Annotated in this window: 22 protein-coding genes; 17 read left to right on the top strand and 5 right to left on the bottom strand. The window is 70.4% G+C overall.

The features are described 5' to 3' along the window. Positions 1–63 precede the first annotated feature (63 nt). From ACWDRR_RS10735 to ACWDRR_RS10670, 14 genes are all read left to right on the top strand, one after another. Complete coding sequence (locus ACWDRR_RS10735; protein ID WP_449771818.1) at positions 64–1,008, top strand: ABC transporter permease; 945 nt, start codon at positions 64–66, stop codon at positions 1,006–1,008. Then, positions 1,001–1,939 carry an ABC transporter permease gene (locus tag ACWDRR_RS10730; protein ID WP_449771817.1) on the top strand — a complete coding sequence of 313 codons (939 nt, stop codon included), beginning with the start codon at positions 1,001–1,003 and terminating at the stop codon, positions 1,937–1,939. The genes ACWDRR_RS10735 and ACWDRR_RS10730 overlap by 8 nt, the downstream gene beginning before the upstream one ends. 19 nt (positions 1,940–1,958) lie before the next feature. Beyond that, positions 1,959–3,008, top strand: coding sequence for an ABC transporter ATP-binding protein (locus tag ACWDRR_RS10725; protein ID WP_449771816.1), 1,050 nt, complete (start codon positions 1,959–1,961; stop codon positions 3,006–3,008). Next, complete coding sequence (locus ACWDRR_RS10720) at positions 3,001–4,020, top strand: ABC transporter ATP-binding protein (RefSeq protein WP_449771815.1); 1,020 nt, start codon at positions 3,001–3,003, stop codon at positions 4,018–4,020. Before ACWDRR_RS10725 ends, ACWDRR_RS10720 begins: the two co-directional genes overlap by 8 nt. 171 nt (positions 4,021–4,191) lie before the next feature. Next, complete coding sequence (locus ACWDRR_RS10715) at positions 4,192–5,811, top strand: peptide ABC transporter substrate-binding protein (protein WP_449771814.1); 1,620 nt, start codon at positions 4,192–4,194, stop codon at positions 5,809–5,811. Between the two features lie 119 nt (positions 5,812–5,930). Continuing rightward, the gene (locus tag ACWDRR_RS10710) at positions 5,931–6,857 is read left to right on the top strand and encodes an ABC transporter permease (RefSeq protein ID WP_402384493.1); all 927 of its coding nucleotides are present in this window, start codon (positions 5,931–5,933) and stop codon (positions 6,855–6,857) included. Positions 6,858–6,933: 76 nt separating this feature from the next. After that, complete coding sequence (locus tag ACWDRR_RS10705) at positions 6,934–7,848, top strand: ABC transporter permease (protein ID WP_449771875.1); 915 nt, start codon at positions 6,934–6,936, stop codon at positions 7,846–7,848. A 15-nt stretch (positions 7,849–7,863) separates the two neighbouring features. Beyond that, complete coding sequence (locus ACWDRR_RS10700; protein WP_449771813.1) at positions 7,864–8,913, top strand: ABC transporter ATP-binding protein; 1,050 nt, start codon at positions 7,864–7,866, stop codon at positions 8,911–8,913. Continuing rightward, the gene (locus ACWDRR_RS10695; RefSeq protein ID WP_449771812.1) at positions 8,906–10,036 is read left to right on the top strand and encodes an ABC transporter ATP-binding protein; all 1,131 of its coding nucleotides are present in this window, start codon (positions 8,906–8,908) and stop codon (positions 10,034–10,036) included. The genes ACWDRR_RS10700 and ACWDRR_RS10695 overlap by 8 nt, the downstream gene beginning before the upstream one ends. 412 nt (positions 10,037–10,448) lie before the next feature. Beyond that, positions 10,449–12,095: a peptide ABC transporter substrate-binding protein gene (locus ACWDRR_RS10690; RefSeq protein WP_449771811.1), complete on the top strand. Its 1,647-nt coding sequence runs from the start codon at positions 10,449–10,451 to the stop codon at positions 12,093–12,095. 93 nt (positions 12,096–12,188) lie between these two features. Then, the gene (locus tag ACWDRR_RS10685; RefSeq protein WP_449771810.1) at positions 12,189–13,133 is read left to right on the top strand and encodes an ABC transporter permease; all 945 of its coding nucleotides are present in this window, start codon (positions 12,189–12,191) and stop codon (positions 13,131–13,133) included. Next, positions 13,126–14,103 carry an ABC transporter permease gene (locus ACWDRR_RS10680; RefSeq protein WP_449771809.1) on the top strand — a complete coding sequence of 326 codons (978 nt, stop codon included), beginning with the start codon at positions 13,126–13,128 and terminating at the stop codon, positions 14,101–14,103. The genes ACWDRR_RS10685 and ACWDRR_RS10680 overlap by 8 nt, the downstream gene beginning before the upstream one ends. 15 nt (positions 14,104–14,118) lie before the next feature. After that, entirely contained in the window at positions 14,119–15,219 is a 1,101-nt protein-coding gene (locus tag ACWDRR_RS10675; protein ID WP_449771808.1) for an ABC transporter ATP-binding protein, read from the top strand. After that, positions 15,212–16,231: an ABC transporter ATP-binding protein gene (locus ACWDRR_RS10670; protein ID WP_449771807.1), complete on the top strand. Its 1,020-nt coding sequence runs from the start codon at positions 15,212–15,214 to the stop codon at positions 16,229–16,231. Before ACWDRR_RS10675 ends, ACWDRR_RS10670 begins: the two co-directional genes overlap by 8 nt. Before the next feature lie 84 nt (positions 16,232–16,315). On the opposite strand, the gene ACWDRR_RS10665 is transcribed toward ACWDRR_RS10670, so the two are convergent. From ACWDRR_RS10665 to ACWDRR_RS10645, 5 genes are all read right to left on the bottom strand, one after another. Continuing rightward, positions 16,316–18,025, bottom strand: coding sequence for an ABC transporter family substrate-binding protein (locus tag ACWDRR_RS10665; RefSeq protein WP_449771806.1), 1,710 nt, complete (start codon positions 18,023–18,025; stop codon positions 16,316–16,318). Positions 18,026–18,203: 178 nt separating this feature from the next. Then, entirely contained in the window at positions 18,204–20,522 is a 2,319-nt protein-coding gene (locus tag ACWDRR_RS10660; protein WP_449771805.1) for a hypothetical protein, read from the bottom strand. A gap of 238 nt (positions 20,523–20,760) precedes the next feature. Beyond that, positions 20,761–21,222, bottom strand: a complete 462-nt coding sequence (locus tag ACWDRR_RS10655; protein WP_449771804.1) for a DUF6113 family protein — start codon at positions 21,220–21,222, stop codon at positions 20,761–20,763. After that, positions 21,219–22,118 carry an N-acetyl-1-D-myo-inositol-2-amino-2-deoxy-alpha-D-glucopyranoside deacetylase gene (gene mshB / locus ACWDRR_RS10650; protein WP_449771803.1) on the bottom strand — a complete coding sequence of 300 codons (900 nt, stop codon included), beginning with the start codon at positions 22,116–22,118 and terminating at the stop codon, positions 21,219–21,221. The genes ACWDRR_RS10655 and mshB overlap by 4 nt, the downstream gene beginning before the upstream one ends. 31 nt (positions 22,119–22,149) lie before the next feature. Then, on the bottom strand, positions 22,150–22,344 hold the full coding sequence (locus ACWDRR_RS10645; RefSeq protein WP_363610822.1) for a DUF2304 family protein: 195 nt from the start codon (positions 22,342–22,344) through the stop codon (positions 22,150–22,152). Between the two features lie 316 nt (positions 22,345–22,660). On the opposite strand from ACWDRR_RS10645, the gene ACWDRR_RS10640 reads away from it, so the two are divergent. The 3 genes from ACWDRR_RS10640 (at position 22,661) to ACWDRR_RS10630 (ending at position 26,816) form a co-directional block, all read left to right on the top strand. Further along, positions 22,661–24,841 (top strand): prolyl oligopeptidase family serine peptidase, encoded by a 2,181-nt coding sequence (locus tag ACWDRR_RS10640; RefSeq protein ID WP_449771802.1) that lies wholly within the window; start codon positions 22,661–22,663, stop codon positions 24,839–24,841. Between the two features lie 299 nt (positions 24,842–25,140). Next, entirely contained in the window at positions 25,141–26,097 is a 957-nt protein-coding gene (locus ACWDRR_RS10635; RefSeq protein WP_449771801.1) for an ABC transporter ATP-binding protein, read from the top strand. Then, positions 26,094–26,816 (top strand): ABC transporter permease, encoded by a 723-nt coding sequence (locus ACWDRR_RS10630; protein ID WP_449771800.1) that lies wholly within the window; start codon positions 26,094–26,096, stop codon positions 26,814–26,816. Before ACWDRR_RS10635 ends, ACWDRR_RS10630 begins: the two co-directional genes overlap by 4 nt. Positions 26,817–26,822 lie beyond the last annotated feature (6 nt).

Here is a 26,822-nt window from a genome sequence, read left to right as displayed (position 1 = left end):
GCGGATCGGACTACAGTCCGAGTCCTCCCGCCTCCCTTCCTTGTCCGAAAGTGTGGAGGTCTGATGGGCCGCTATGTCATCCGCCGACTGATACAGGCGATCCCTGTCCTGCTCGGTGCGACTCTGCTGATCTATGCGCTGGTTCACTACCTGCCCGGTGACCCGGTGCAGGCGCTGGCCGGCGAGAAGCGGGCCGACCCGCTCGTGGCGGAGATGATCCGCCAGAAGTACCACCTGAACGACCCCTTCCTGCTGCAGTACTGGAACTACATCTCAGGGGTCTTCCAGGGGAACCTCGGCGAGAGCCTGACCGGTCGCTCCGTGACCGACATGATCAGCGAGGCGTTCCCGTACACCGTCAACCTCGCCCTGGTCGCCTTCATCATCGAAGCGGTCATGGGTGTGCTGGCGGGTGTCATGGCGGCCCTGCGCAAGGGCAAGTTCATCGACCAGCTGGTCCTGATCAGCACCCTGTTCGTGATCTCGATCCCGGTCTTCGTCACCGGCTTCGTGCTCCAGCTGGTGCTGGGCGTGAAGCTCAAGACCGACTACGGCATCGACTTCTTCCCGGTCTCCTTCAACGAGGAGGACGGACTGCGGGCCTACCTGCTGCCGGCCTTCGTGCTGGCGTCGACCTCGCTCGCGTACGTCGCCCGACTGACCCGCACCAGCCTGATGGAGACCATGCGCGCGGACTACGTCCGCACCGCGGTCGCCAAGGGTCTGAAGCGTCGTCGGGTGATCGGCCGTCACGCCCTGCGCAACGCGCTGATCCCGATCGTCACCTTCCTCGGTGCCGACCTCGGCGGTCTGATGGGTGGCGCGGTCATCACCGAGAAGATCTTCAACATGCACGGCATCGGCGGCCTGCTGGCCCAGTCCGTGTACCAGAAGCAGGGCACGGTGATCGTCGGCATGGTCACCCTGCTGGTGATGATCTACCTGATCACCACCCTGCTCGTGGACCTGCTGTACGCCGTGCTCGACCCGAGGATCCGCTATGAGTGACACCATCACCGTGGGCAGCGAGGCGCCCGAGGACAAGACCCCGAAGGCCGCGCCGGAGAAGAAGCAGAAGCCCGAGCGGGTGGCCAGCCTCTGGTCCGACGCGCTGCGCGACCTGCGCCGCAACCCGGTCTTCATCATCGGTGCGGTGCTGGTCTCCGCGCTGCTGGTGATCGCCGCCGTGCCGCAGCTGTTCACCGACGGCAGCCCGCTCGCGGGCGGTGCGTGCGACCTGGCCAACTCCCTGAAGCGCCCGAGCGCCGAGCACTGGTTCGGCTTCGACGTGCAGGGCTGTGACGTCTACACCCGCACCATCTGGGGTGCCCGCAACTCGATCATCGTCGGTGTGCTCACCACCACCGTGGTGACCGTGATCGGCGCCCTGCTCGGTCTGCTGGCCGGCTGGGTCGGTGGCATCACCGACAGCATCCTGTCGCGCTTCACCGAGATCTTCTTCTCGATCCCGCTGCTGCTCGGCGGCATGCTGATCATGTCGATGCTCGGCAAGGGCAACGCCTACACCGTCTCCGTCGTGATGGCCGTGCTCGGCTGGCCGCAGATCTTCCGCATCATGCGCGCCTCCGTGCTGGCCAACAAGCACAACGACTACGTGATGGCGGCCCGCGCGCTCGGCGCCGGCAGCTTCCGGATCACCTTCCGGCACATCCTGCCGAACGCCATCGCGCCGGTGATCGTGGTCTCCGCGATCAGCCTGGGCGTGTACATCGGCGCCGAGGCGGCCCTGTCCTACCTGGGCATCGGTGTCCAGTCCCCGGAGATCTCCTGGGGCCTGATGATCAGCGACGCCCAGCCCCGCTTCCTGACCGCCCCGCACGTGCTGCTCTTCCCGTCCGCGGTGCTGAGCGTCACGGTGCTGGCGTTCATCATGCTCGGCGACGCGGTGCGCGACGCCCTCGACCCGAAGCTCCGCTGAGAGAAGAGGTGACGACCCGATGACCACCGTGATCGAGAAGAACCAGAAGAGCGGACGCCTCGAAATCGGCACCCCGCTGCTGGAGGTCCGTGACCTCCACGTGGAGTTCCACACCCGCGACGGCGTCGCCAAGGCCGTGAACGGCGTCAACTACTCCGTCTCCGCCGGTGAGACCCTGGCGGTGCTCGGCGAGTCCGGCTCCGGCAAGTCGGTGACCGCCCAGACCATCATGGGCATCCTGGACATGCCGCCCGGCAAGATCAGCCAGGGGCAGATCCTCTTCCGCGGCGAGGACATGCTCGCCATGAAGGAGGAGCAGCGCCGGCTGATCCGCGGCCAGAAGATCGCGATGATCTTCCAGGACGCGCTCTCCTCGCTGAACCCGGTGATGACCGTCGGCGACCAGCTCGGCGAGATGTTCCGGGTGCACCGGGGGATGTCCAAGAAGGACGCCCGGGCCAAGGCCGTCGAGCTGATGGAGCGCGTGCGCATCCCCGCCGCCAAGCAGCGCGTGGGCGACTACCCGCACCAGTTCTCCGGCGGCATGCGCCAGCGCATCATGATCGCGATGGCGCTCTCCATGGAGCCCGACCTGATCATCGCCGACGAGCCCACCACCGCCCTGGACGTCACCGTCCAGGCCCAGGTGATGGACCTGCTGGCGGAGCTGCAGGCCGAGTACAACATGGGCCTGATCCTGATCACCCACGACCTCGGCGTGGTCGCCGACGTCGCGGACAAGATCGCCGTGATGTACGCGGGCCGGATCGTCGAGACCGCCCCGGTGCACGAGCTGTACGCCAACCCCGCGCACCCGTACACCAAGGGCCTGCTCCGCTCCATCCCGCGCCTGGACCAGAAGGGCCAGGAGCTGTACGCGATCAAGGGCCTGCCCCCGAACCTGCTGAAGGTCCCGGCCGGCTGCGCGTTCAACCCCCGCTGTGACGTCGCCACCGACCAGTGCCGCTCGGAGGTCCCGAAGCTGCACCAGGTGACCGACAAGGACGGCACGGAGCTCACCGGCCGCCGCAGCGCGTGCCACCTCTGGAAGGAGACCCTCCATGGCTGAGCCCATCCTGGAGGTCAAGGACCTGGTCAAGCACTACCCGCTGACCCAGGGCATCCTCTTCAAGAAGCAGGTCGGCGCGGTCAAGGCGGTCGACGGCATCTCGTTCGACCTGATGAAGGGCGAGACGCTCGGCATCGTCGGCGAGTCCGGCTGTGGCAAGTCCACGCTGGCCAAGGTCCTGATGAACCTGGAGCGGGCGACCTCCGGCCAGGTGCTGTTCAAGGGCGAGGACATCTCCAAGCTGTCCGGCGCCGGCCTGAAGGCCGTCCGCCGCAACATCCAGATGGTGTTCCAGGACCCGTACACCTCGCTCAACCCGCGCATGACGGTCGGCGACATCATCGGCGAGCCCTTCGAGATCCACCCCGAGGTGGCTCCCAAGGGCGACCGCCGCAAGGCCGTCCAGGACCTCCTGGACGTCGTCGGGCTGAACCCGGAGTACATCAACCGGTACCCGCACCAGTTCTCCGGCGGCCAGCGCCAGCGCATCGGCATCGCCCGCGGCCTCGCGCTCAAGCCCGAGATCATCATCTGCGACGAGCCGGTCTCCGCGCTGGACGTCTCCGTCCAGGCGCAGGTGATCAACCTGCTGGACCAGCTGCAGAGCGAGTTCGAGCTCTCGTACATGTTCATCGCGCACGACCTCTCGATCGTCCGGCACATCTCCGACCGCGTCGGCGTGATGTACCTCGGCAAGATGGTCGAGATCGGCACCGACGAGGCGATCTACGAGAACGCCACGCACCCGTACACCCAGGCGCTGCTCTCCGCGGTGCCGGTGCCGGACCCGACCGCGCGCGAGTCCCGCGACCGGATCATCCTGACCGGCGACATCCCCTCGCCGGCCAACCCGCCGTCGGGCTGCCGCTTCCGCACCCGCTGCTGGAAGGCGGAGGAGCGCTGCTCCACCGAGGTCCCGCTGCTGGCGATCCCGACCACGCTGAGCGGCGCGGCCGCCCACGAGTCGGCCTGCCACTTCGCCGAGGTCCGGGAGACGGTCGCCGCCGTCTGATCCCCAGGCGTTTCCCGGAAGGGCCCGCGGCTCCGAGCCGCGGGCCCTTCCGGCGTTCCGTCAACTTCCGACCGGGCCCCCGCACCCGTCCGGGTGTACCCGACTCGCGCCGCCGGGCGGCCGCGCTTCTCATGGGGTGTGATGCGACACACACCTTGAGGAGGGACCTCCATGCCCGCAGCCACTCGCGCTCGATGGGTCCTCGCCGCTGCGACATCTGTGGCCCTGGTGGCCAGCGGGTGCAGCAGTAGCGGCGGAGGCAGTAGCTCGTCGGACAGCAGCAAGACCTTCAGCTACCAGAGCAGTGAGCCGCAGAACCCGCTCCAGCCCGCGAACGCGAACGAGACCGGTGGCGGTCGCATCCTGCAGAACCTCTTCAAGGGGCTGGTCGACTACGACCCCAGCAACGCCAAGATCCGGATGCAGGTCGCGGACTCGATCGACACCAGCGACTCGCAGACCTTCAACGTCACCCTGAAGAGCGGCTGGACGTTCCACGACGGCACCCCGGTCACCTCGAAGAACTTCGTCGACGCCTGGAACTGGGGCGCGACCACCAGCAACAACCAGATCAACAGCTCCTGGTTCTCCGACATCGAGGGCTACCAGGACGTCCACCCGGCGAGCGGCCAGCCGACCGCCACCGCGATGTCCGGCCTGACCGTCGTCGACGACACGCACTTCACCATCAAGCTGCGGAACAAGGTCTCGTACTTCGAGTACAAGCTGGGCTACATCGCCTTCTCCCCGCTGCCGACCGCCTTCTTCAACGACCCGGCCGGGTACGGGCAGAAGCCGGTGGGCAACGGCGCCTACCAGTTCGTCAGCTGGGACCACAACCAGCAGGTGGTGACCAAGGCCTACCCGAACTACCAGGGCGTGGACAAGCCGAAGAACGGCGGCATCGTCTTCAAGATGTACAACACCGCCGAGGCCGCCTACGCGGACCTGCAGTCCAACAACCTCGACGTGATGGACCAGGTGCCGCCGTCCGCGCTGGCCACGTACAAGGCCGACCTCGGGGACCGCGCGATCGACTCGCCGCAGGGCGCGATCCAGAACATCGGCTTCACGCTCTACCAGCCGGAGTGGGCCGGCCCCGAGAAGGCCAAGGTCCGCCAGGGCCTGTCGATGGCGATCGACCGCCCGACCATCACCAAGACGGTCCTCCAGGGCTCGCGCGCGCCCGCCTCCGCCTGGGTCGCCGAGGGCGTCGAGGGCTACAAGGCCGGCCAGTGCGGCGACTTCTGCAACTTCAACCCGACCCAGGCGAAGCAGCTGATCACCGAGGGCGGCGGTGTCCCCGGCAACAGGCTGACGATCACCTACAACGCGGACGGCGGCCACAAGGAGTGGGTCGACGCGGTCTGCAACTCGATCCGGCAGAGCACCGGCGTGGACTGTGTGGGTGACCCGAAGCCCGACTTCAAGACCGCCCGCGCGGCGATCACCGGGCACCAGATCAACGGCGCCTTCCGGACCGGCTGGGTGCAGGACTACCCGCTGAACGCCAACTTCATGGCCGACGTCTACCGCACCGGCGCGGCGTCCAACGACTTCGGCTACAGCAGCCCGCAGTTCGACCAGCTGGCCGACCAGGCCGACCGGGCCGCCAGCGTGAGCGACACGGTGACCGGCTACCAGGAGGCGGAGAAGGTGCTGGCGACCGACATGCCGGCCATCCCGCTCTGGTACTACCGCACCAACTCGGGCTACTCCAACAACGTCCAGAACGTGACGTTCGACTCCTTCGGCAACCCGGCCTGGACCCAGGTCGAGGTCAAGGGCTGATCCAGCCCCTCGCGCCGGCCCCGCCCTCCCCGCACGGAGGGCGGGGCCCGGGCGCTCGACCCCAACCGGCCCTCCGCACCCGGTCACGGGCCGACCAGTCACCTAGGAAGGAGGCTCGGATGGGAAGTTATGTGCTGCGGCGGGTGCTGCAGATGATCCCGGTGTTCTTCGGCTCCACATTCCTGATCTTCCTGATGGTCTACACGCTGCCGGGCGACCCGGTCGCGGCGCTGTTCGGGGACAAGGCCGCCGACCCGGCGGTGGTGGCCAACCTGAAGCACAAGTACTACCTCGACCAGCCGCTCTGGAAGCAGTACCTGCACTACATGGGGAACCTCTTCCAGGGCGACTTCGGGATGAGCTTCACCGGCCGCTCGGTCACCGACATCATGGCGGACGCCTTCCCGGTCACCATCCGGCTGGCGCTGATGGCCTTCGCCTTCGAGCTGATCGTCGGACTGACGCTCGGCCTGGTCTCCGGCCTCAAGCGCGGCAGCATCCAGGACACCCTGGTGCTGGTCCTGACCCTGGTGGTGATCTCGATCCCGGTCTTCGTGCTGGCCTACATCGCCCAGACGATCTTCGCGACCAATCTGGGCTGGGTCACCCCGACCGTGCAGGACTCCACGGACCTCTCCCAGCTGATCCTGCCCGCGATCGTGCTGGGTTCGCTCTCCCTCGCGTACGTCGCCCGGCTCACCCGGACGTCGATCGGGGAGAACCTGCGGGCGGACTACATGCGGACCGCGGTCGCCAAGGGCCTGCCCCGGCGCACCGTCATCACCCGCCACCTGCTGCGCAATTCGCTGATCCCGGTGGTCACCTTCCTCGGGACCGACCTCGGCGCGCTGATGGGCGGCGCGATCGTCACCGAGGGCATCTTCAACGTCCAGGGCATCGGCAACGTGCTGTACCGGGCGATCAACCAGAAGGAGGGCCCCACCGTGGTCGGCATCGTGACCGTCCTGGTGATCGTCTATCTGGTCGCCTCCCTGATCGTCGACCTGCTCTACGCGGTCCTGGACCCGAGGATCCGCTATGCCTGATCTGCATGACGAGGGCGAGTTCAAGCCGCATCCGGCCCCGGGCGTCGACCACCTCGACTACGCCGGCGAGCAGGGCATGGCGGTCGAGCAGGAGACCCTGGTCGAGGGCGACCCGACCAAGCGGGAAGAGGCCCGCAGCCTCTGGGGCGATGCCTGGCGGGACCTCCGGCGCCGGCCGATCTTCCTGATCTCGGCGCTGCTGATCGTGCTGCTGATCGTGATGTCGATCTTCCCCTGGGCTTTCACGGACGCCAATCCGCGCAAGGCCGACCTGGTCAACGACTTCCTCAAGCGCCCGGACTGGACGGACTTCTTCGGTGCCGGCTGGTTCGGCTACGACGGCCAGGGCCGGTCCATCTACGCCCGGGTGATCTACGGGGCGCGGGCGTCGATCACCGTCGGCATCTTCGTGACCCTGGGGGTCACCCTGCTCGGCGGGCTGACCGGCATGGTCGCCGGGTACTTCGGCGGCGCCGTGGACGCCGTGATCTCCCGCGTCGTCGACATCTTCTTCGGCATCCCGCTGCTGCTCGGCGCGCTGGTCCTGCTGGGCGCCTTCTCCGCCCGCACGGTGTGGAGCGTGGTCATCGCCCTCGCGGTGCTCGGCTGGACGCAGATCGCGCGCGTCATGCGCGGCGCCGTGCTGACCGTCAAACAGTCCGACTACGTGGTGGCCGGCCGCGCGCTCGGCGCGGGCACCGGGCGGTTGATGTTCCGGCACATCCTGCCGAACGCGCTGGCCCCGGTGATCGTCGTCGCCACCATCGCGCTGGGCGGCTACATCGCGACCGAGGCCACGCTGAGCTTCCTCGGCATCGGTCTGCAGGACCCGACCATCTCCTGGGGCATCGACATCGCCTCCGCCCAGAAGGTCATCCGGACGGCCCCGTACGTGCTGTTCTTCCCGGCCGCGGCACTGTCGATCACCGTGCTGGCCTTCATCATGCTGGGTGACGCGGTGCGCGACGCCCTCGACCCGAAGCTTCGCTGAGCGAGGGGACTCATCGTGACCACAGCTGTCGACACCGGCAAGCCCCAGCGGGAGGCGCCCTACGAGGGGCCGCTGCTGGACGTCCGGGACCTGCACGTCGAGTTCGTCACCCGGGACGGCGTGGCGAAGGCGGTCAACGGGGTCAACTACAGCGTCCGGGCGGGGGAGACCCTGGCGGTGCTGGGGGAGTCCGGTTCGGGCAAGTCGGTGACCGCGCAGGCGATCATGGGCATCCTGGACATGCCCCCGGCCCGCATCCCCCAGGGGGAGATCCGCTTCCGGGGCCAGGACATGCTGAAGATGGGCAAGGAGGAGCGGCGCAGGATCCGGGGCCAGAAGATCGCGATGATCTTCCAGGACGCGCTCTCCTCGCTCAACCCGGTGCTGAGCGTGGGGTTCCAGCTCGGGGAGATGTTCCGGGCCCACCACGGGACGTCGCGCAAGGAGGCCAAGGCCAAGGCCGTCGAGCTGATGGACCGGGTGCGCATCCCGGCGGCGAAGGACCGGGTCAACGACTACCCGCACCAGTTCTCCGGCGGTATGCGCCAGCGCATCATGATCGCCATGGCGCTGGCGCTGGAGCCGGACCTGATCATCGCGGACGAGCCGACCACCGCGCTGGACGTGACCGTCCAGGCCCAGGTGATGGACCTGCTGGCGGAGTTGCAGGCCGAGTTCCACATGGGTCTGATCCTGATCACCCACGACCTCGGCGTGGTCGCCGACGTCGCGGACAAGATCGCCGTGATGTACGCGGGCCGGATCGTCGAGACCGCCCCGGTGCACGAGCTGTACGCGCGGCCGGCGCACCCGTACACCCGGGGCCTGCTGGACTCGATCCCGCGGCTGGACCAGAAGGGCCAGGAGCTCTACGCGATCAAGGGGCTGCCGCCCAACCTGCTGCGGATCCCGCCGGGTTGCGCGTTCAACCCGCGCTGCCCGCGGGCCCAGGACATCTGCCGGGCCGAGGTGCCGAAGCTGTTCCAGGTCACCGCGGACGACGGCAGCGAGCTGGCCGGGCGGGGCAGCGCCTGCTTCTTCTGGAAGGAGACCCTCCATGGCTGACGGGGCCAGCCCGCTCGGGCCGCCGGTGCCGGAGGAGGTGGCGTTCGCGCAGCCGGTGCCGCGCGGCGAGCCGATCCTCGAAGTCCGGGATCTGATCAAGCACTTCCCGCTGACGAGGGGCGTCGTCTTCAAGAAGCAGGTCGGCGCGGTGAAGGCGGTCGACGGGGTCAGCTTCGACCTGATGCAGGGCGAGACGCTCGGCATCGTGGGGGAGTCCGGCTGCGGCAAGTCCACGCTGGCCAAGGTGCTGATGAACCTGGAGCCGGCCACCGGCGGATCGGTGCGCTACAAGGGGGAGGAGATCTCCCGGCTCTCCGGCGCGGGCCTGAAGGCGGTGCGCCGCAACATCCAGATGGTGTTCCAGGACCCGTACACCTCGCTCAACCCGCGCATGACGGTCGGTGACATCATCGGCGAGCCGTACGAGATCCACTCCGACGTGGCGCCGAAGGGGGACCGCCGCAGGGCCGTCCAGGACCTGCTGGACGTGGTCGGCCTGAACCCGGAGTACATCAACCGGTACCCGCACCAGTTCTCCGGCGGCCAGCGCCAGCGCATCGGCATCGCCCGGGGGCTGGCGCTCAAGCCGGAGGTGATCATCTGCGACGAGCCGGTCTCCGCGCTGGACGTGTCCGTCCAGGCGCAGGTGATCAACCTGCTGGAGCAGCTCCAGGGCGAGTTCAACCTCTCCTACATGTTCATCGCGCACGACCTCTCGATCGTGCGGCACATCTCCGACCGGGTCGGTGTGATGTACCTGGGCAGGATGGTCGAGATCGGCTCCGACCTGGAGATCTACGACCACGCGACCCACCCGTACACCCAGGCGCTGCTCTCGGCGGTGCCGGTGCCGGACCCGACGGCGCGCGAGTCGCGGGACCGGATCGTGCTCACCGGGGACGTGCCCTCACCGGCCAACCCGCCGTCCGGCTGCCGGTTCCGCACCCGCTGCTGGAAGGCGCAGGAGCGGTGCAGCGTGGAGGTCCCGCTGCTGGCCGCTCCCGCCTGGCTGGACGGGCTCGCCCGGCACGACTCGGCCTGCCACTTCGCGGCCGAGCGCGGGGGCCCGGGGGGCGAGCAGGCCGGCCCCGGCGTACCGGCGCCGCCACCGGAATCCAGTTGACACAGTAGTCCCGACCCCGCGGCAAGGGCGCGTCCTCCATCCGGAGGGCGCGCCCTTGCGTTGTCCTGCGGAAACGCCGGAATTCCCGGCCCGGGATTGATCATTACGCTCCGTAAAGCATCGAATACCGGAACTTATTGTTCGTTATCCGGAAACCGGAACGCGACATTCCAGGTGCGATATGCAGGAATTTGGCGAGCATTGTCACGACTTGGTCTGAGCATGTAATTGAAAAGAGATGTGACGCGGATTCCGCCGGAGGGGTCAAGTGATCGATAGTTGCTCTGCGCGTATCAGTGGTCACCTCGCCAACTGTGCGGATCGGCCCTGAGATGTCGACCCTCGCCATGCCCGGCACACCGACTGGCGGGGCGCCGTTCGTTCGTAAGCCCCTAAATCGAGAGGCAGTTGAATGAGGCTCACCAAGACCATGCGTTGGACCGCGCTCGCGGCGTGCACCGCGCTCGCGATCTCCGCCTGCAGCACCGGTGACAAGAAGTCCTCCAGCGAGGCGAGCGGCGCCGGGTCGGGCAAGACGGGTGGCTCGATCAGCGTCGAGCTGGGTGAGCCGCAGCACGGGCTGGTGCCCCAGAACACCTCCGAGTCCGAGGGCGCCGAGGTGCTCAACGCGATCTTCGCCGGCCTGGTCGACTACGACATCAAGGACAACTCGCCCAAGCTCCGGGTCGCCGAGTCGATCGAGAGCCAGGACGCCACCACCTGGACGATCAAGCTGAAGGACGGCTACACCTTCCACAACGGCGAGAAGGTCACCGCCCAGTCCTTCGTCGACGCCTGGAACTACGGCGCCAACCAGGACAACGCGCAGGAGGCGCTGCCGTTCTTCGACAAGATCCTCGGCTCCGACGAGCTGGCCCCGGGCAAGGACAAGAAGCCCACCGCCGACAAGCTCAAGGGCCTCGCGGTCGTCGACGACAAGACCTTCACCGTCACCCTCAAGGCGCCGTTCTCCCAGTTCAAGACCATGCTGGGCTACAACGCGTTCTTCCCGCTCCCGAAGGCGTTCTTCGCCGACCCGAAGGCGTTCGAGGACGCGCCGATCGGCAACGGCGCGTTCCAGATCGACGGGAAGTGGGAGCACAACAAGCAGATCAAGGTGAAGCGGTTCGAGAACTTCCCGGCGTCGGACGGAAAGGCCAAGCTGGATTCCGTCACCTTCAAGATTTACGACAAGCTGGACACCGCCTACAACGACCTGCGGGCAAACAACATCCAGATCACCGACAAGCTGCCTATCTCGGCGATGTCGACCGTCGCCCAGGAGTTCGGCGACCGCTACATCTACAAGCCCGATTCCGGTGTCGGGTACATCGGATTCCCGATCTCGACGAACCCGGCATTCGCCAAGCCGGACCTCCGTAAGGCGATCTCGATGGCGATCGACCGGGAATCGATCACCAAGACCATCTTCTCGGGCACCCGCAAGCCGGCCGACGACTTCATCAACCCGATCATTCCCGGGTACCGCCAGGGCGCGCTGGGCGACGTCGCCAAGTACAACCCGGCGAAGGCCAAGGAGCTCTTCACCCAGGCCGGGGGCCTGCCCGGCAACACGCTGGAGATCGGCTACAACGCCGACGGCGGCCACAAGGAGTGGATCGAGGCGGTCGGCAACCAGCTCAAGGCGAACCTCGGGATCGACGTCACCTTCAAGCCGTTCGAGAAGTTCGGCGCGATCCTCACCGCGCTGGGCGACCACAAGTACGCCGGGGCCTTCCGCATGGCCTGGTCGATGGACTACCCGTCGATCGAGAACTACCTGCGGCCGATCTTCTCCAAGGTCGCCATCGACAACGGCTCCAACTACGGCGGCTACGTCAACGAGGAGTTCGAGTCGCTGCTGGCCCGGGCGGACGCGGCCAAGACCGACGCCGAGGGCATCAAGCTCTACCAGCAGGCCGACGACGTCCTGATCAAGGACCTGCCGTACATCCCGGTCTACACCTACATGTCGTCCGCGGCCTACACCAAGGCCGTCAAGAACGTGAACGTCAACGCCCAGGGACAGATGGACCTGGCCAACGTCGAACTGGCCTGACCGACATCCATCTGACCGGCACGCCGGGACGGGCGGCGCGGGAAACCCCCGTGCCGCCCGGCACAGGCGTGCCCCGAACCACGAGGAGGCCGCATGGGCCGCTATGTGGTCCGCCGGATCATCCAGGCCATACCTGTGATCCTCGGCGCGACGTTCCTGATCTACGCACTGGTCTTCCTGCTGCCTGGCGACCCCATCACGGCACTGGCCGGTGAGAAGCGGCAGGACCCTGCCGTCGTCGCGGTCCTGCGCGACCGCTACCACCTGGACGACCCGTTCTTCGTCCAGTACTGGGACTACCTGGTCGGCCTGTTCAAGGGCGACTTCGGGGAGGACTACCGCGGCAACCAGGTCGTGGACGTCATGAAGACGGCCTTCCCGTACACCATCAACCTGGCGGTGACCGCACTGGTCATCGAGATGGTCGTCGGTGTCACCGCCGGTGTGATCGCCGCCCTGCGGCGCGGCAGGTTCATCGACAACGTGGTGCTGATCTCGACCCTGATGGTCATCTCGATCCCGGTCTTCGTGATCGGTTTCGTGCTGCAGCTGCTCCTCGGGGTGAAGCTCAACACCGACTACGGCATCGACTTCTTCCCGGTGTCGTTCAACGAGGACGCCGGCTTCCGGTCCTATCTGCTGCCGGCCTACGTCCTCGCCTCCACCTCGCTGGCGTACATCGCCCGGCTCACCCGGACCAGCCTGATCGAGGTGATGCGGGCGGACTACGTCCGGACGGCGGTCGCCAAGGGCCTGAGCCCGCTGCGGGTGGTCGTCCGGCACGGGCTGCGCAACGCGCTGATCCCGATCGTCACCTTCCTGGGCATGGACCTCGGCGGGCTGATGGGCGGCGCGGTCATCACCGAGGGCATCTTCAACATCCCCGGGGTCGGACACCAGCTCTTCCAGTCCGTCTACCTGCGGGAACGCACCATCGTGGTGGGCATCGTGAGCGCCCTGGTGCTCGTCTACCTGTTCGCCAACCTGGTGGTCGACCTGCTGTACGCCGTCCTGGACCCGAGGATCCGCTATGAGTGAGCCGACGAAGAGCGAGAACGCGAAGGTGGCGATCCCCGGGCAGCCCGGCGCCGGACCGGCCGCCGAGACCGGGGCGCTCACCAAGGGCGCCGCGGGCGGCAAGGCCGGCGGCGAGCGGGTGGCGAGCCTCTGGACCGACGCCTGGTACGACCTGCGGCGCAACCCGCTGTTCCTGATCGGCGGGTTCCTGGCGCTGTTCATGGTGGCGCTCGCCGTCGCCCCGCACCTGTTCACCGAGGGGGACCCGACCTCGGCGGGCTTCTGCAACCTGTCCGACTCGTTGAAGCGGCCCAGCGCCGACCACTGGTTCGGCTTCGACGTCCAGGGCTGCGACATCTACACCCGCACCGTCTGGGGCGCCCGCAACTCGATCATCGTCGGCATCCTGACCACCTCGCTGGTGGTCGCCGTCGGCGGTGTGCTGGGGCTCTGGGCCGGCTGGACCGGCGGGCTCTGGGACAGCCTGCTCTCCCGGGTGACCGAGATCTTCTTCGCCATCCCGCTGCTGCTCGGCGGCATGCTGATCATGTCCACCTGGGGCAAGGGCAACGCCTGGACGGTCTCCGCGGTGATGGCCGTCCTCGGCTGGCCGCAGATCTACCGGCTGATGCGCTCGGCGGTGCTCTCCAACAAGCACAACGACTACGTGGTCGCGGCCAAGGCGCTCGGCGCCGGCACCGGACGGATCGTCTCCCGGCACATCCTGCCGAACGCCGTCGCCCCGGTGATCGTGGTCTCGACCATCAACCTGGGCGTCTACATCGGCGCCGAGGCCGCGCTCTCGTACCTCGGCATCGGCATCCAGTCCCCGGCGATCTCCTGGGGCCTGATGATCAGCGACGCGCAGTCCCGCTTCCTGACCGCGCCCCACGTGCTGCTCTTCCCGGCCGTCGTGCTGAGCATCACCGTGCTGGCGTTCATCATGCTCGGCGACGCGGTGCGCGACGCCCTCGACCCCAAGCTGCGCTGAGGAGGGCTGCGGACGATGAGTGACGCGACGAGGCTGTCGAAGCAGTCGAAGAACGGCGCCCCGCGCGGGGGCGCGGTGGAGTTGATCGGCGGTGGCCGGGAGAGCCTGGTGCCCGGGACGCCGCTGCTGGAGGTCGACGACCTGCACATCGAGTTCCACACCCGGGACGGCGTGGCCAAGGCCGTCAACGGCGTGAGCTACTCGGTGTCGGCCGGGGAGACCCTGGCGGTGCTGGGGGAGTCCGGTTCGGGCAAGTCGGTGACCGCGCAGGCGATCATGGGCATCCTGGACATGCCGCCGGGGAAGATCACCGCCGGCTCGATCCGGTTCCGGGGCCAGGACCTGCTCACCATGAGCCCCAAGGCACGGCGGGCGGTACGCGGCCGGAAGATCGCGATGATCTTCCAGGACGCGCTCTCCTCGCTCAACCCGGTGCTGAGCGTGGGCTACCAGCTCGGCGAGATGTTCCGGGTGCACCAGGGAGCCTCCCGCAAGGAGGCCAAGGAGAAGGCCGTCGAGCTGATGGAGCGGGTCCGCATCCCCGCCGCCAGGCAGCGCGTGGGCGACTACCCGCACCAGTTCTCCGGCGGCATGCGCCAGCGCATCATGATCGCCATGGCGCTGGCGCTGGAGCCCGACCTGATCATCGCGGACGAGCCCACCACCGCGCTGGACGTCACCGTCCAGGCCCAGGTGATGGACCTGCTGGCGGAGCTGCAGGCCGAGTTCAACATGGGTCTGATCCTGATCACCCACGACCTCGGCGTGGTCGCCGACGTCGCGGACAAGATCGCCGTGATGTACGCGGGCCGGATCGTCGAAACCGCCCCGGTGCACGAGCTGTACGCGCGGCCGGCCCACCCCTACACCCAAGGGCTGCTCCGCTCGATCCCCCGGCTGGACCAGAAGGGCCAGAACCTCTACGCCATCCAGGGCCTGCCGCCGAGCCTGCTGCGGATCCCCGAGGGCTGCGCGTTCAACCCGCGCTGCGACCGGGCGACGGACCGCTGCCGCAGCGAACTCCCGCAGCTGGTGCCGGTGCTGGCCGCCGACGGGGCCGACCTGCCGGGCCGCCGCAGCGCCTGCCACTTCTGGAAGGAGACCCTCCATGGCTGAGCCCATCCTGGAGGTCAAGGACCTGGTCAAGTACTACCCGCTGACCCAGGGCATCGTCCTCAAGAAGCAGGTCGGCGCGGTGAAGGCGGTCGACGGCATCTCCTTCGAGCTGCGCAAGGGCGAGACGCTCGGGATCGTCGGCGAGTCCGGCTGCGGCAAGTCCACGCTGGCCAAGGTGCTGATGAACCTGGAGCGGGCCACCTCCGGCCAGGTGCTGTTCAAGGGCGAGGAGATCACCCGGCTGTCCGGCGCCGGCCTGAAGGCGGTGCGCCGCAACATCCAGATGGTGTTCCAGGACCCGTACACCTCGCTCAACCCGCGGATGACGGTCGGCGACATCATCGGCGAGCCCTTCGAGATCCACCCCGAGGTGGCTCCCAAGGGCGACCGCCGCAAGGCCGTCCAGGACCTGCTGGACGTCGTCGGGCTGAACCCGGAGTACATCAACCGGTACCCGCACCAGTTCTCGGGCGGCCAGCGCCAGCGCATCGGCATCGCCCGGGGGCTGGCGCTCAAGCCGGAGGTGATCATCTGCGACGAGCCGGTCTCCGCGCTGGACGTGTCCGTCCAGGCGCAGGTGATCAACCTGCTGGAGCAGCTGCAGAGCGAGTTCGAGCTCTCGTACATGTTCATCGCGCATGACCTCTCGATCGTGCGGCACATCTCCGACCGGGTCGGCGTGATGTACCTCGGCAAGATGGTCGAGATCGGTACGGAGGACGAGATCTACTCCCACCCGACCCACCCGTACACCCAGGCGCTGCTCTCCGCGGTGCCGGTGCCGGACCCGACCGGCCGGGAGCAGCGCGAACGCATCCTGCTCAGCGGCGACCTGCCCTCGCCGGCCAACCCGCCGTCCGGCTGCCGCTTCCGCACCCGCTGCTGGAAGGCGGAGGAGCGCTGCTCCACCGAGGTCCCGCTGCTGGCGATCCCGACCGCGCTGAGCGGTCCGGCCGCCCACGAGTCGGCCTGCCACTTCGCCGAGGTCCGGGACGTGATCGGCGCGGGCTGACCGCCCGGCGGGCCGGGCCCCGGGGTCGACACGACTCCGGGGCCCGGCGCGTCACCACCGCCGGGCCGGGCCCGGTCACTTCGGTCACCGCTGGAAGGCGACGTTCTCCCAGACGATGTCGGACAGACCCTGCGCGCCGATGTTGGCCAGGTCGGCGCGGGCGCCGTACAGCTGCGGGCGCTGGTAGAGCGGCAGCACCCCGGCCACCTTCCACAGCTCGCCGTCGGCCTGGTTGATGGCCTCGAAGGCGGTGGCCGCGTCGGTCGCGGCGGCGGCCCGGTCGAGGGCGGCGTCGGCGGCCGCACTGCCCGCCTGGGAGTGGTTGGTGCCGCCGTTCTGGACGAAGTTGGCCCGGTTGCCGCTGGCCGGGAAGGGCGTACCGAGCAGCGAGTAGGCGGCGATGTCGAAGTCGTGCCGGTTGACGTACTTGTCGAAGAACTCGTTGGCGGCGGCGGTCACGGTGGTGACCTTGACCCCGACGTCCTTGAGCATCCGGGTGGTGACGGCGGCCTCGGTCTGGGCCTGGGTGACGCCGGCCGGGATGACCATCCGCAGGTTCAGCTCCCGGCCGTCCTTGCGGCGGACGTCGCCGTCGAGCTTCCAGCCGGCCGCGTCCAGCTTGCGCACGGCGTCGGCGGGGTCGTAGCGGCTGAGGCCGAGGGAGTTGTCCCGGTAGGCGTTCTGGTTGGCCACCAGCAGGTGGTTGTTGAGGGTGACGGTGGGCCAGTCCAGGCCGCTGAGGTCGGCGCGGGTGATGGCGTCCCGGTTGATCGCCTGGAACAGGGCCTGCCGGACGGCCGGGTCGGTCAGGACGGGGCTCCTGCTGTTCAGCGTGAACTGGCGGAAGTCGGGCCCGCCGGCGCGGCGCACGGCGGCGCCCTTGGTGCCCCTGACGAGCTGGTAGCCGGCCACGTCGGGGCCGTTGTTGAAGAGGTCGACCTCGCCCTTGGCGAAGGCGGCGGCCATCGTGTTGGGCATCATGGCGCGGAAGACGATCCGGTCCAGCAGCGGCTTCTCGCCCCACCAGGCGGGGTCGGCGACCAGGGTGACGGTCTGCGCGGCCCGGTCCAGCTTCTCCACCTTGAACGGGCCCGCGGTGACCGGTATCGCGTCCAGGTAGGCGGTGTTGAACAGCTCCGGCGTGGCGATCCGGCTCGCGGGCAGCAGCGGGGCGTTGGCGGCGCCGTTGAACATCGACTGCCACTCGGAGAACGGCCGGTCGAAGGTCATCACGGCCTGGAACTCGTCCTTGCCCTTCTCGACCGAGGAGACCAGCTCGAAGCCGGTGCTGCTGGAGGCCTTGAAGGCCGGGTCCTTCCCGTTCAGCGCACGCCAGTTGGCCTCGATGTCGCGCCAGGTGACCGGGGTGCCGTCGGACCACTTGGCCTTCGGGTTGAGCGTCCAGGTGACGACCTGGTGGCCGTCCCTGACCTCGGCGCGGGCGTCCTGGAGGTAGGCCGGGTTGACGGTCTGCGTGCCGGCGGCGTCGGAGCGGAAGAAGGTCGGCAGCAGCGGCTTGGTGACGGTGATCGTGGAGGACTCGCTGCCGTCGGTGTGGATCGGCGACCACTGGGTGGAGTACTGGGCGACCGCGACCCGCAGGGTGCCGCCCTGGCGCAGCTCGGCGCGGTCGTGCGGGTTGATGTCGATCGCGGTGAGCTTGGGTGTTTCGAGCGGGGTCGGGAGCGCCCGGGCGCCGCCGGTGCCGGAGCCGCACGCGCAGAGGGTCAGCGAGAGCGAGACGGCGGTGAGGCCGGCGAGCAGGGCCGTACGGCGTGAGGTGAGGCGGCCCATGATGGTGCTCCCGGTGCGGATGTGAGGGATGTGACGGGTGGTACGGCGTCACATCTTGCTGACCGGGGTGGTGAATTGTCGAGGGGCGGGCCCGGATCCGGGCCCGCCCCTCGGTCGTTCGGTCACCCGCCGTCGCGCCCGGTGCCGCGGGGCGGCGCCGGGTGACGGGTGAACCTGCTCAGGCGACGGTGAACTTGAAGGTGCGGTCCTTGTCGCCGGTCTTGTCCAGCACCGAGGTGATGGCGTCGGCGACGTCCTGCGGGGTGATCGCGGCGGTCTGGCCGTTCTTCTTGGCCTTCACCTTGTCGAACACGCCGGCCAGCTGGGTGTTCAGCGCCTCCAGGTCCCACTTGGGCACGATCTTGCCGGCGGCGTCGGGCACCAGGGTGAGCGTCTTGGGGGCGGTCTTCGGGCCGAAGTCCCAGGTCTTGGCGCCGACCACGATGTGGATCTTGCCGTTGACCGCGGACTTGCCGAGGCTGTCCGCGGCGGCCTGCAGCGCCTGCGGGGAGACCTTGGGCTGGGCGGCCGTCACGGTGAGGGCGACGGGCTGCTCGGCCTTGCCCGCGGCGCGGTCGCGGTAGGCCTGCTCGACCTGGTCGACGGCGGACGCGGCGTCGACGGCCTGGCCGGCCTTGCCGGGCACCACGACCGGCTCGCCGGAGTCGCCGAACTTGACGTAGCCCTCCTGGAGGCCCTGCCCCGAACCGGTGGCCAGCGCCTCCAGGGCGGCCTTGAGCTTGGCCCGGTCCACCTTGACCTCCGGCGGCACGGCCTTCTCGTCGCCCTTCAGCGAGGTGATCACGTCGACCGGGCTGTACGAGTGCCGGGTGAGCCGGTCCACGGTGGCCGTGGTGTCGAAGCTCAGCCCGGCGACGGCCGGGTCGAGGTCCAGCGCCTGGTCGCCGATCTTCAGCTTGACCGGCTGCTGGCCGGCCTTGCCGACCGACTCGTCGAGCTGGTGGATCGCCTGGTCGCGGTTGCTGCCGCCGATGTCCGTACCGAGCACCACGGTGCCCTTGGGGATGTCGGACTGGTTCAGCATCAGGCCGGTGCCGTACGCGGCGGCACCGAGGAAGAGCACGGCGGCGACGCCGTAGACGCCGAGCTTGACGAGCTTCTTGCCGGCGCCGCCGCGCTTGGCCTTCCCACCGGCGGCCTTGGGGGCCTTCGGCTCGGCGGGCGCGGGCTGCTGCGGGGCGGGGGCCGGAGCCGGCACCGGGCCGGCCGGGGCCTCGGACTCCGGGCCGCCGGGGTACGGCCGGCCGGGGGCGGCGTTGCCGGGCCCCTCCTGCCAGCCGGCGTGCGGGTCGAGCGGGGCGGTCGGCTCGCCCTGGCGGCCGGGGGCGCCGGGGAAGAGGCCGCCCGGGGCGCCGGCGCCGTACGGCTCCGTGCCGGCCGGGGGGCGCTGGGCGGCGAACGAGTCGGCGCCGGCCGGGGCCGAGGCGAACAGGCCGGGCTGCGGCCGGCCGTTCTGCGGGGCGCCGTTCGGCGGGAGGCCGTGCTGGGCCGAGGCGCCGTTGGGCAGGCCGGATATGGCGGTGGGCGGCGGGCCGTCCTCGCGGATCGGCGCGAAGCCGTCGACCGAGGTGTCCTCCGGGTTCGCCGCGTCGGCCGGGTGGCCCATCGGGCGGCCCGGGCCCTGCTGCTGCGACCGGCCGGCGCCCGGGTTCGGGGCGAAGGGGTCGGCGCCGGGGCCGAACGGGTCCGCCGGGGCGTCCTCGTACACGCCGGCCTCGTCCGCCGGGGCGTCCGGTCCGGGGCCGGTGCCGAACGGGGAGGCGGGCGCGCCGGTCGGGCGCGGGGCGGGGGCCGGTGCGGCGGCCTGCGCCGGCACCGGGCGGCCGTTCGGACGGCTCGCACCCGGGCCGGCGGCCTGGGCGGGGCGGGCGGTCTTGGGCCGGGCGCCGTTGGGGCGGGCCTCGGTGCCGGAGCTCGGCGCGGGGCCCGGGGCGAACGGGTCGGCGGGCGCGCCCGGAGCGCCGGCCGGGACGGCGGCGGGGGCGGGCTCCGCGGCCGGGCCCTTCTTCTGGCGCGGCCGGAACCACGCACCGGTGGACTCGGACTCCGAGGTGGCGGGCGGGATCTCCCACTCCGGCGGCAGGTTCGGCGGGGTGGCCGTTCTCGCGCCGCCGTCCATCACCCCGAGGACGGGGGAGGCGGGTGCGGCGGAGCGGTGCCGGGGTCCGGCCGGCTCGGGGGCGGCCGGCGGGTTCTCCTCGCCCTGGCCGTCCTCGTTCTTGACGGTGCTGCGGACCACCACGGGCGGGATCGGGCGCGAGCCCGGGATGTTGATCCGGACCCGCGTGGTCAGCGTGGTCTCGGTCTTCGGGGCTTCGTCCTCGCCACCCGACGCGGAGCCCGGGGCGGCACCGGCACCCGCGCGGTCGCCGCCGGGGAAACCCGGTGTGCCGTAGGGCGGGGTGCCCGACGGGTAGGCGTCCGGACCCGTCCGCCGAGGCGTCGGGTGGGCGTTCTCAGATTCGCGGCTGCTCAATGCTGCTCTGCTCCGGGTTCGCGGGCGGGCCGTGCGGCGCGACCGCGGTTCGTGGTCGCCGGGCCTGGCGGGGCGGCGGTCGGGTACGGCGTTCTGCGGCACCACCATACTGGGAAGAACTGAGCGGTGAACCGGTTCGGATAGAACCTGATACGTCCGGTTCCTCCGGTATGAGAGTACGACCGTGTGGTCCTGACTGCGCGTCGTACGCGGTACCGTACGCGGCCCGCGGAGGCGGTCAGCGCGGCGGGCCGGGCACTCCGGGGAACCAGCTGGTCCGGGTCGGCAGGGTGGCGCAGATCACGCCCAGGATCGATCCGACGAACAGCCAGGAGAGCGACGTGGCATTGGTCCAGAGCACATTGTCGCCCTCGGGGCGGGGGACCATCACGAGCAGCAGTGCCAGGAACCAGCCGGCCGCGGGCAGTGCCGCGCCCAGCCGGGTGCCGGTCACCCGCAGACCCGCGTAGAAGGTGGCACCGGTGGCGGCGAGCGCCAGCAGGACTCCCACGGGCGGCCACAAGGCCTGCACAAATGCTCCGCAGACCGACACCGCGATGCCCAGCAGGAAGAACAGGACATAGGCCGCGATCCGCCCGATCCGCGGGGGTTGCGGCTCGGCCAGCCGCTCGGCGCGGGTGCCGAGGACGGTCGCCGGGATCGAGCGGCGACGGGCCTGCTGGGTGGCGGGCTCGGTCATCGGGCACTCTCCTCGAAGGTGCTGTCGAGGCCGGCGAAGAGGTCGTCCTCCGGCAGTCGCGGTCCGGCCTGGCCGCGTACCAGCTGGTAGTACTCGCTGGCGACCAGCGGCTGGCCGAGGTCGTTGGAGAGCGTGAACCAGTCGCCGTGCACGGTGATCTGGGTGGCGTGCGCGGCCATCGCGGCCGCCTTGCGGGCGGCGTACGCGGCGCCGTCCAGCACGGTGGTGATCGCGGCGTCGTCCACCACGCCGGGAACGTCCGAGGGCTCGGCGACGCCGGGCGACGGCGCCTTGCGGGCCGTCTCGGCCAGCCCCCGCTCGATCACCGAACGGGGCATCCGGTTCCAGTACACCTTGGCGATCCGCCAGGCCGGGCCCAGGTCGGGCCGGTACGCCGGGTCGGCGGCCAGCTCGTACGCGCGCATCGCCACCCGGTGCGCCTGGATGTGGTCCGGGTGCCCGTAGCCGCCGTCCTCGTCGTAGGTGACCAGGACCTGCGGCCGCACCTCGCGGACCACGGCGACCAGGTGGCCGGCCGCCTCGTCCACGTCCGCCTGCCAGAAGCAGCCGGGCACGTCGTTGTCGGGGACGCCCATCATCCCGGAGTCGCGGTAGCGGCCCGGGCCGCCGAGGAAGCGGAAATCGGCGACGCCGACCGCGCGCATGGCGTCGGTCAGCTCGCCGATCCGGTGGGGGCCGAGGGTGTCCTCCCGGTCCGCCGTCAGGTGGGCCAGCTCCGGCGGGATCACCTCGCCGCCCTCGCCGAGGGTGCAGGTCACCAGGGTGACCAGGGCGCCCTCGGCGGCGTACCTGGCCATCGTGGCGCCGTTGCCGATCGACTCGTCGTCGGGGTGGGCGTGCACCAGGAGCAGGCGGCGGCCGGTAGTCGCGGTCATGGGAGGAAGCCTAACGACCGCCCGCGAGGGGTCAGAGCTTCAGGCCATTGATCATTCCGGCGAGGTTGCTGGTGACCTGGCTGATCGACGGCGCGATGGAGCTGGACGCCAGGTAGAAGCCGAGCAGCGCGCAGATGATCGCGTGCGCGAGCTTCAGGCCGGAGCGGCGGATCAGCACCACCACGATGACCAGCATCAGCATGGCTGCGGAGATGGACAAAGCCATGTCGGCTCACACCCCTTCTCGGGTGCGCCACCCCCTCGGGGAGGGTGGCGGTCGGGACCGTGCGGGACTTGCGGTCGGGCGACCGGGGCCCGGGACGGGGCCTGACGATCACTCGTTGAACCAGTCATACCCGATGAGTGAGGGGCGCATTACGTTCAGTGAGTCTGCACACGCCGGGGCATGGTGGCACAAATGGGGCGCATGGGCCGGTCGGAAGGGGTGCGGACCCCCTCCGGGCGTCCTGGCGGACGATGCTCCGAACGAGTGATCACAAACCACCGGGTGGTGGCGCGGGAACGTCATAGGGTCTGGTGCCATGACCTCCCACACCCCTGCGGACACCTTCCCCCGGCAGTACGCGCGCACCCTGCGCTACACCGTCGGCGCCCCCCGGTCGTTCTCCGTCGCACCCGACGGCTCCCGGGTCGTCTTCCTGCGCTCCCTCCCCCGCCCCTCGGCCGGGCAGACCCCCGCGGGCGGGGACCGGGCCAACCGCCTCTGGACCCTCGACACCGCCACCGGCGAGGAGCGGATCGCCGCCGACCCGGTCGCCCTGCTCGGCGGCGGGGAGGAGGACCTCTCCCCGGCCGAGAAGGCCCGTCGCGAGCGCAGCCGCGAGGGCTCGGCCGGCATCGTCGGCTACTCCCTGGACGGCGCCGGCGCGCTGGCCGCCTTCGCCCTCTCCGGCCGGCTCTTCACGGCCGACCTGGTGACCGGCGGCACCGTCGAGCTGCCCGTCGAGGGCCCGGTGGTCGACCCGCGCCTCGCCCCGGACGGCTCCCACGTCGCGTACGCCAACACCGCCGGCGAGCTGCGGCTGACCCGCACCGACGGCAGCGGCGACCGGGCCCTCGCGCAGCCCGACGGGCCGGGGGTCACGTGGGGCCAGGCGGAGTTCATCGCCCAGGAGGAGATGAGCCGCGACCGCGGCTTCTGGTGGTCGCCGCAGAGCGACCGGCTGCTGGTCGAGCGGGCCGACGACACCCCGGTGCGCCGCTGGTGGATCGCCGACCCGGCCAACCCGGGCACCGAGCCCGCCGAGATCGCCTACCCCGCCGCCGGCACCGCCAACGCCGAGGTCGGGCTCTGGCTGTTCGGCCTGGACGGCGGCCGGACGCAGATCGTCTGGGACGACGCGGCCTTCCCGTACCTGGCCCGGGTGCACTGGTCGGGCGGCGGCGTGCCGCTGCTGCTCGTCCAGGCCCGGGACCAGCGCAGCCAGCAGATCCTCGGGGTGGACGTCGCCACCGGCGCCACCGAGGTGCTGGTCGAGGAGCGCGACGACGCCTGGCTGGAGCTCTTCCAGGGCGTCCCGGCCTGGACGCCGGACGGCAAGCTGGTCCGGATCTCCGACGAGGGGGAGCGCCGGGCACTGGTGATCGGCGACCGGACCGTCACCGGGGCCGACCTGCTGCTGCGCTCGGTGCTGGCGGTGACGGACGAGGAGGTCTTCTTCAGCGCCTCCGGCGGCGAGGACGAGACCGACCCCGAGCCGGGCTGGATCGCGGTCGGCCGGATCAGCCACGACGGCAAGCAGCTCTCCTGGGAGTCCTCCAACGACCGCCCGTTCACCTCGGTCACCACGGCGGTGCACGCGGCCGGCATCACCGTGCGGGCCACCGCGGAGCCCGACCTGCCCGGCACGCTGGTCCAGGTCGCCCGGGACCTCCCGGAGGGCGTGGTGGTCGACGTCGTCGCCACCGTCGCGTCCTACGCCGAGACCCCGGTCCTCACCGCCCGCCCGGTGTTCCGCTTCGCCGGCGAGCGCCGGATCCCCGCCGCCGTCTTCCTGCCCACCGGCTACGACCGCGAGCGGGACGGCCTGCTGCCCGTCCTGATGGACCCGTACGGCGGCCCGCACGGGCAGCGCGTCGTCCAGGCGCACAACCCGCACCTCAACTCGCAGTGGTTCGCCGACCAGGGCTTCGCGGTGGTCGTCGCCGACGGGCGCGGCACCCCCGGGCGCGGGCCGGGCTGGGAGAAGTCGATCGCCTTCGACTTCGCCGGCGCCACCCTGGACGACCAGGTGGACGCGGTGCGGGCGCTCGCCGAGGAGTTCCCGCTGGACCTCGGCCGGGTCGCCGTCCGCGGCTGGTCGTACGGCGGCTACCTCGCGGCGCTCGCCGTGCTGCGCCGCCCGGACGTCTTCCACGCGGCCGTGGCCGGCGCCCCGGTGACCGACTGGGAGCTGTACGACACCCACTACACCGAGCGCTACCTGGGCCACCCCGCCGAGCGGCCCGAGGTCTACGCGGCCAACTCGCTGACCGGCTACGCGGCCGGGCTGGAGCGCCCGCTGATGATCATTCACGGCCTGGCGGACGACAACGTGGTGGCCGCGCACACCCTGCGGCTCTCCTCGGCGCTGCTCGCGGCCGGCCGGCCGCACACCGTGCTGCCGCTCTCGGGCGTGACGCACATGACGCCGCAGGAGGAGGTCGCGGAGAACCTGCTGCTGCTCCAGGTCGACTTCCTGAAGAAGTCGCTCGGGATCTGAGGCACACCCGGGCCCGGGGGAGCCGGGGAGGGGGAGCGGGCCGTGGGCCGATGGGGCCGCTCCCCCCGGTGCCGCGCGTACCCGTACGGGTCGATCCGTCCGGCCGTCGCGGAGCGGCGTGGCACGCGCCGGTGACAGTCGCCCCGTGCTCCGGCGGCCGGTACCCGTGCTCCGGGTACCGGCCGCCGGCATGACATCCGTCATGCCGAAGGCACGACGGCGGGCACTGCCGCCCCACCCGCCCGGCGCGGGACTCTGAGCTGGTGCGAACGACACCAGCAGGGGAGAGGACCGGGACGATGGGTACGGAGGTGGCGGCCTTCCGGGGCGTCAGCAAGAGCTACGGACGGGTGCGGGCCGTGGACGGGCTCGACCTCGTGCTGCGGCCGGGCGAGACCGTCGCGCTGCTCGGCCCGAACGGCGCCGGCAAGTCCAGCAGCCTGGACCTGCTGCTCGGCCTGCGCGAGCCGGACCACGGCAGCGTCACGCTGTTCGGCGCGGCGCCCCGCGCGGCGATCGCGGCCGGCCGGGTCGGCGCGATGCTGCAGAGCGGCGGGCTGATGGCCGACGTCAAGGTCCGCGAGCTGGTCGGGCTGGTCTGCGACGTCCACCCGCGCGGCCGGGCCGTGCGGGAGGTGCTCGCCGACGCCGGGATCACCGACCTGGCCGAGCGCCGGGTCGACAAGCTGTCCGGCGGCCAGGAGCAGCGGGTGCGCTTCGCGCTGGCGATCGCGGGCGCCAACGACCTGATCGTGCTGGACGAGCCCACCACCGGCATGGACGTCTCCGTCCGCCGGTCCTTCTGGGCGAGCATGCGGGCGCAGGCCGACGCCGGGCGCACGGTGCTGTTCGCCACCCACTACCTGGAGGAGGCGGACTCGATCGCCGACCGCGTCCTGGTGCTGCACCGGGGCCGGCTGATCGCCGACGGCACCTCCGCCGAGATCAAGGCGAAGGCCGGGGCCCGCCGGATCACCTTCGAACTGCACGACGTGGACGGCCCGTTCGACGAGTCGGCGCTGCGCGGCCTGCCGGGGGTGCTGGCCCTGGACATCACCGCCCGGGTGCCGGGGGTGCGGACGGTCCGGATCCGGACGGCGGACGCCGACGCGGGGGTCGCCGGCCTCTACCGGGCGGGCCTGTACCCGCGCGGCCTGGAGGTCACCGGCCTGGGCCTGGAGCAGGCCTTCCTGACCATCACCGGCGAGCAGGACGCCGCCGGCAGCACCGAGTACGCGACGGAGGCCGCGCGATGACCACCCTGATCCGGCTGGAGATCATGCGCACCCTGCGCAACAAGCGGTACCTGCTCTTCACCGTGCTCTACCCGGCGCTGATGTACTTCTTCTTCATCAACGCCTACGGCACCGGCGAACTGGCCGGCGGCCTGCCGGTGAAGACCTACTTCATGGTCTCGATGGCCACCTTCGGCGCGGTCGGCGCGGTGCTCACCGGCAGCGCGCAGCGGATCTCCCTGGAGCGGGCGAGCGGCTGGGTGCGCCAGCTGCGGCTGACGGCGCTGCCCGGCCGGGCGTACACCCTCGCCAAGATCGCCGCCAGCGCGGTCACGACGCTGCCCGCGATCCTGGTGGTCTTCGCGGTCGGTGCCACCCAGGGCGTGCGGCTGGGTGCCGGGCAGTGGATCGGCCTGGCCGTCGCGCTCTGGCTGGGCAGCTTCGTCTTCGCGGCGCTCGGGGTGGCGCTCGGCTACGCGGCGGCGCCGGACTCGGTGCAGACCATCGTGATGATCACCTACATGGTGATGGCGCTGTTCGGCGGGACGTGGTTCCCGGTGACCGGCACGCTGCGGACGATCGCGCACGTCGACCCCGTCTACCTGTACAACAGCCTGGCCGGCTTCACCCGGCCCGGGCACTCGCTGGACCTGGTCGCGGTGGCCGGTCTGGCCGGCTTCCTGGTGGTCTTCGTCGCGGCCGCGGCCGCGCTGTACCGGCGGGACACCCGGCAGGCATGATGACCT

It is taken from the genome of Kitasatospora sp. NPDC003701 (genome assembly GCF_053587085.1).
Note: the sequence above shows the minus strand (reverse complement) of the source record. Positions and strands in the feature narration are given on the sequence as shown.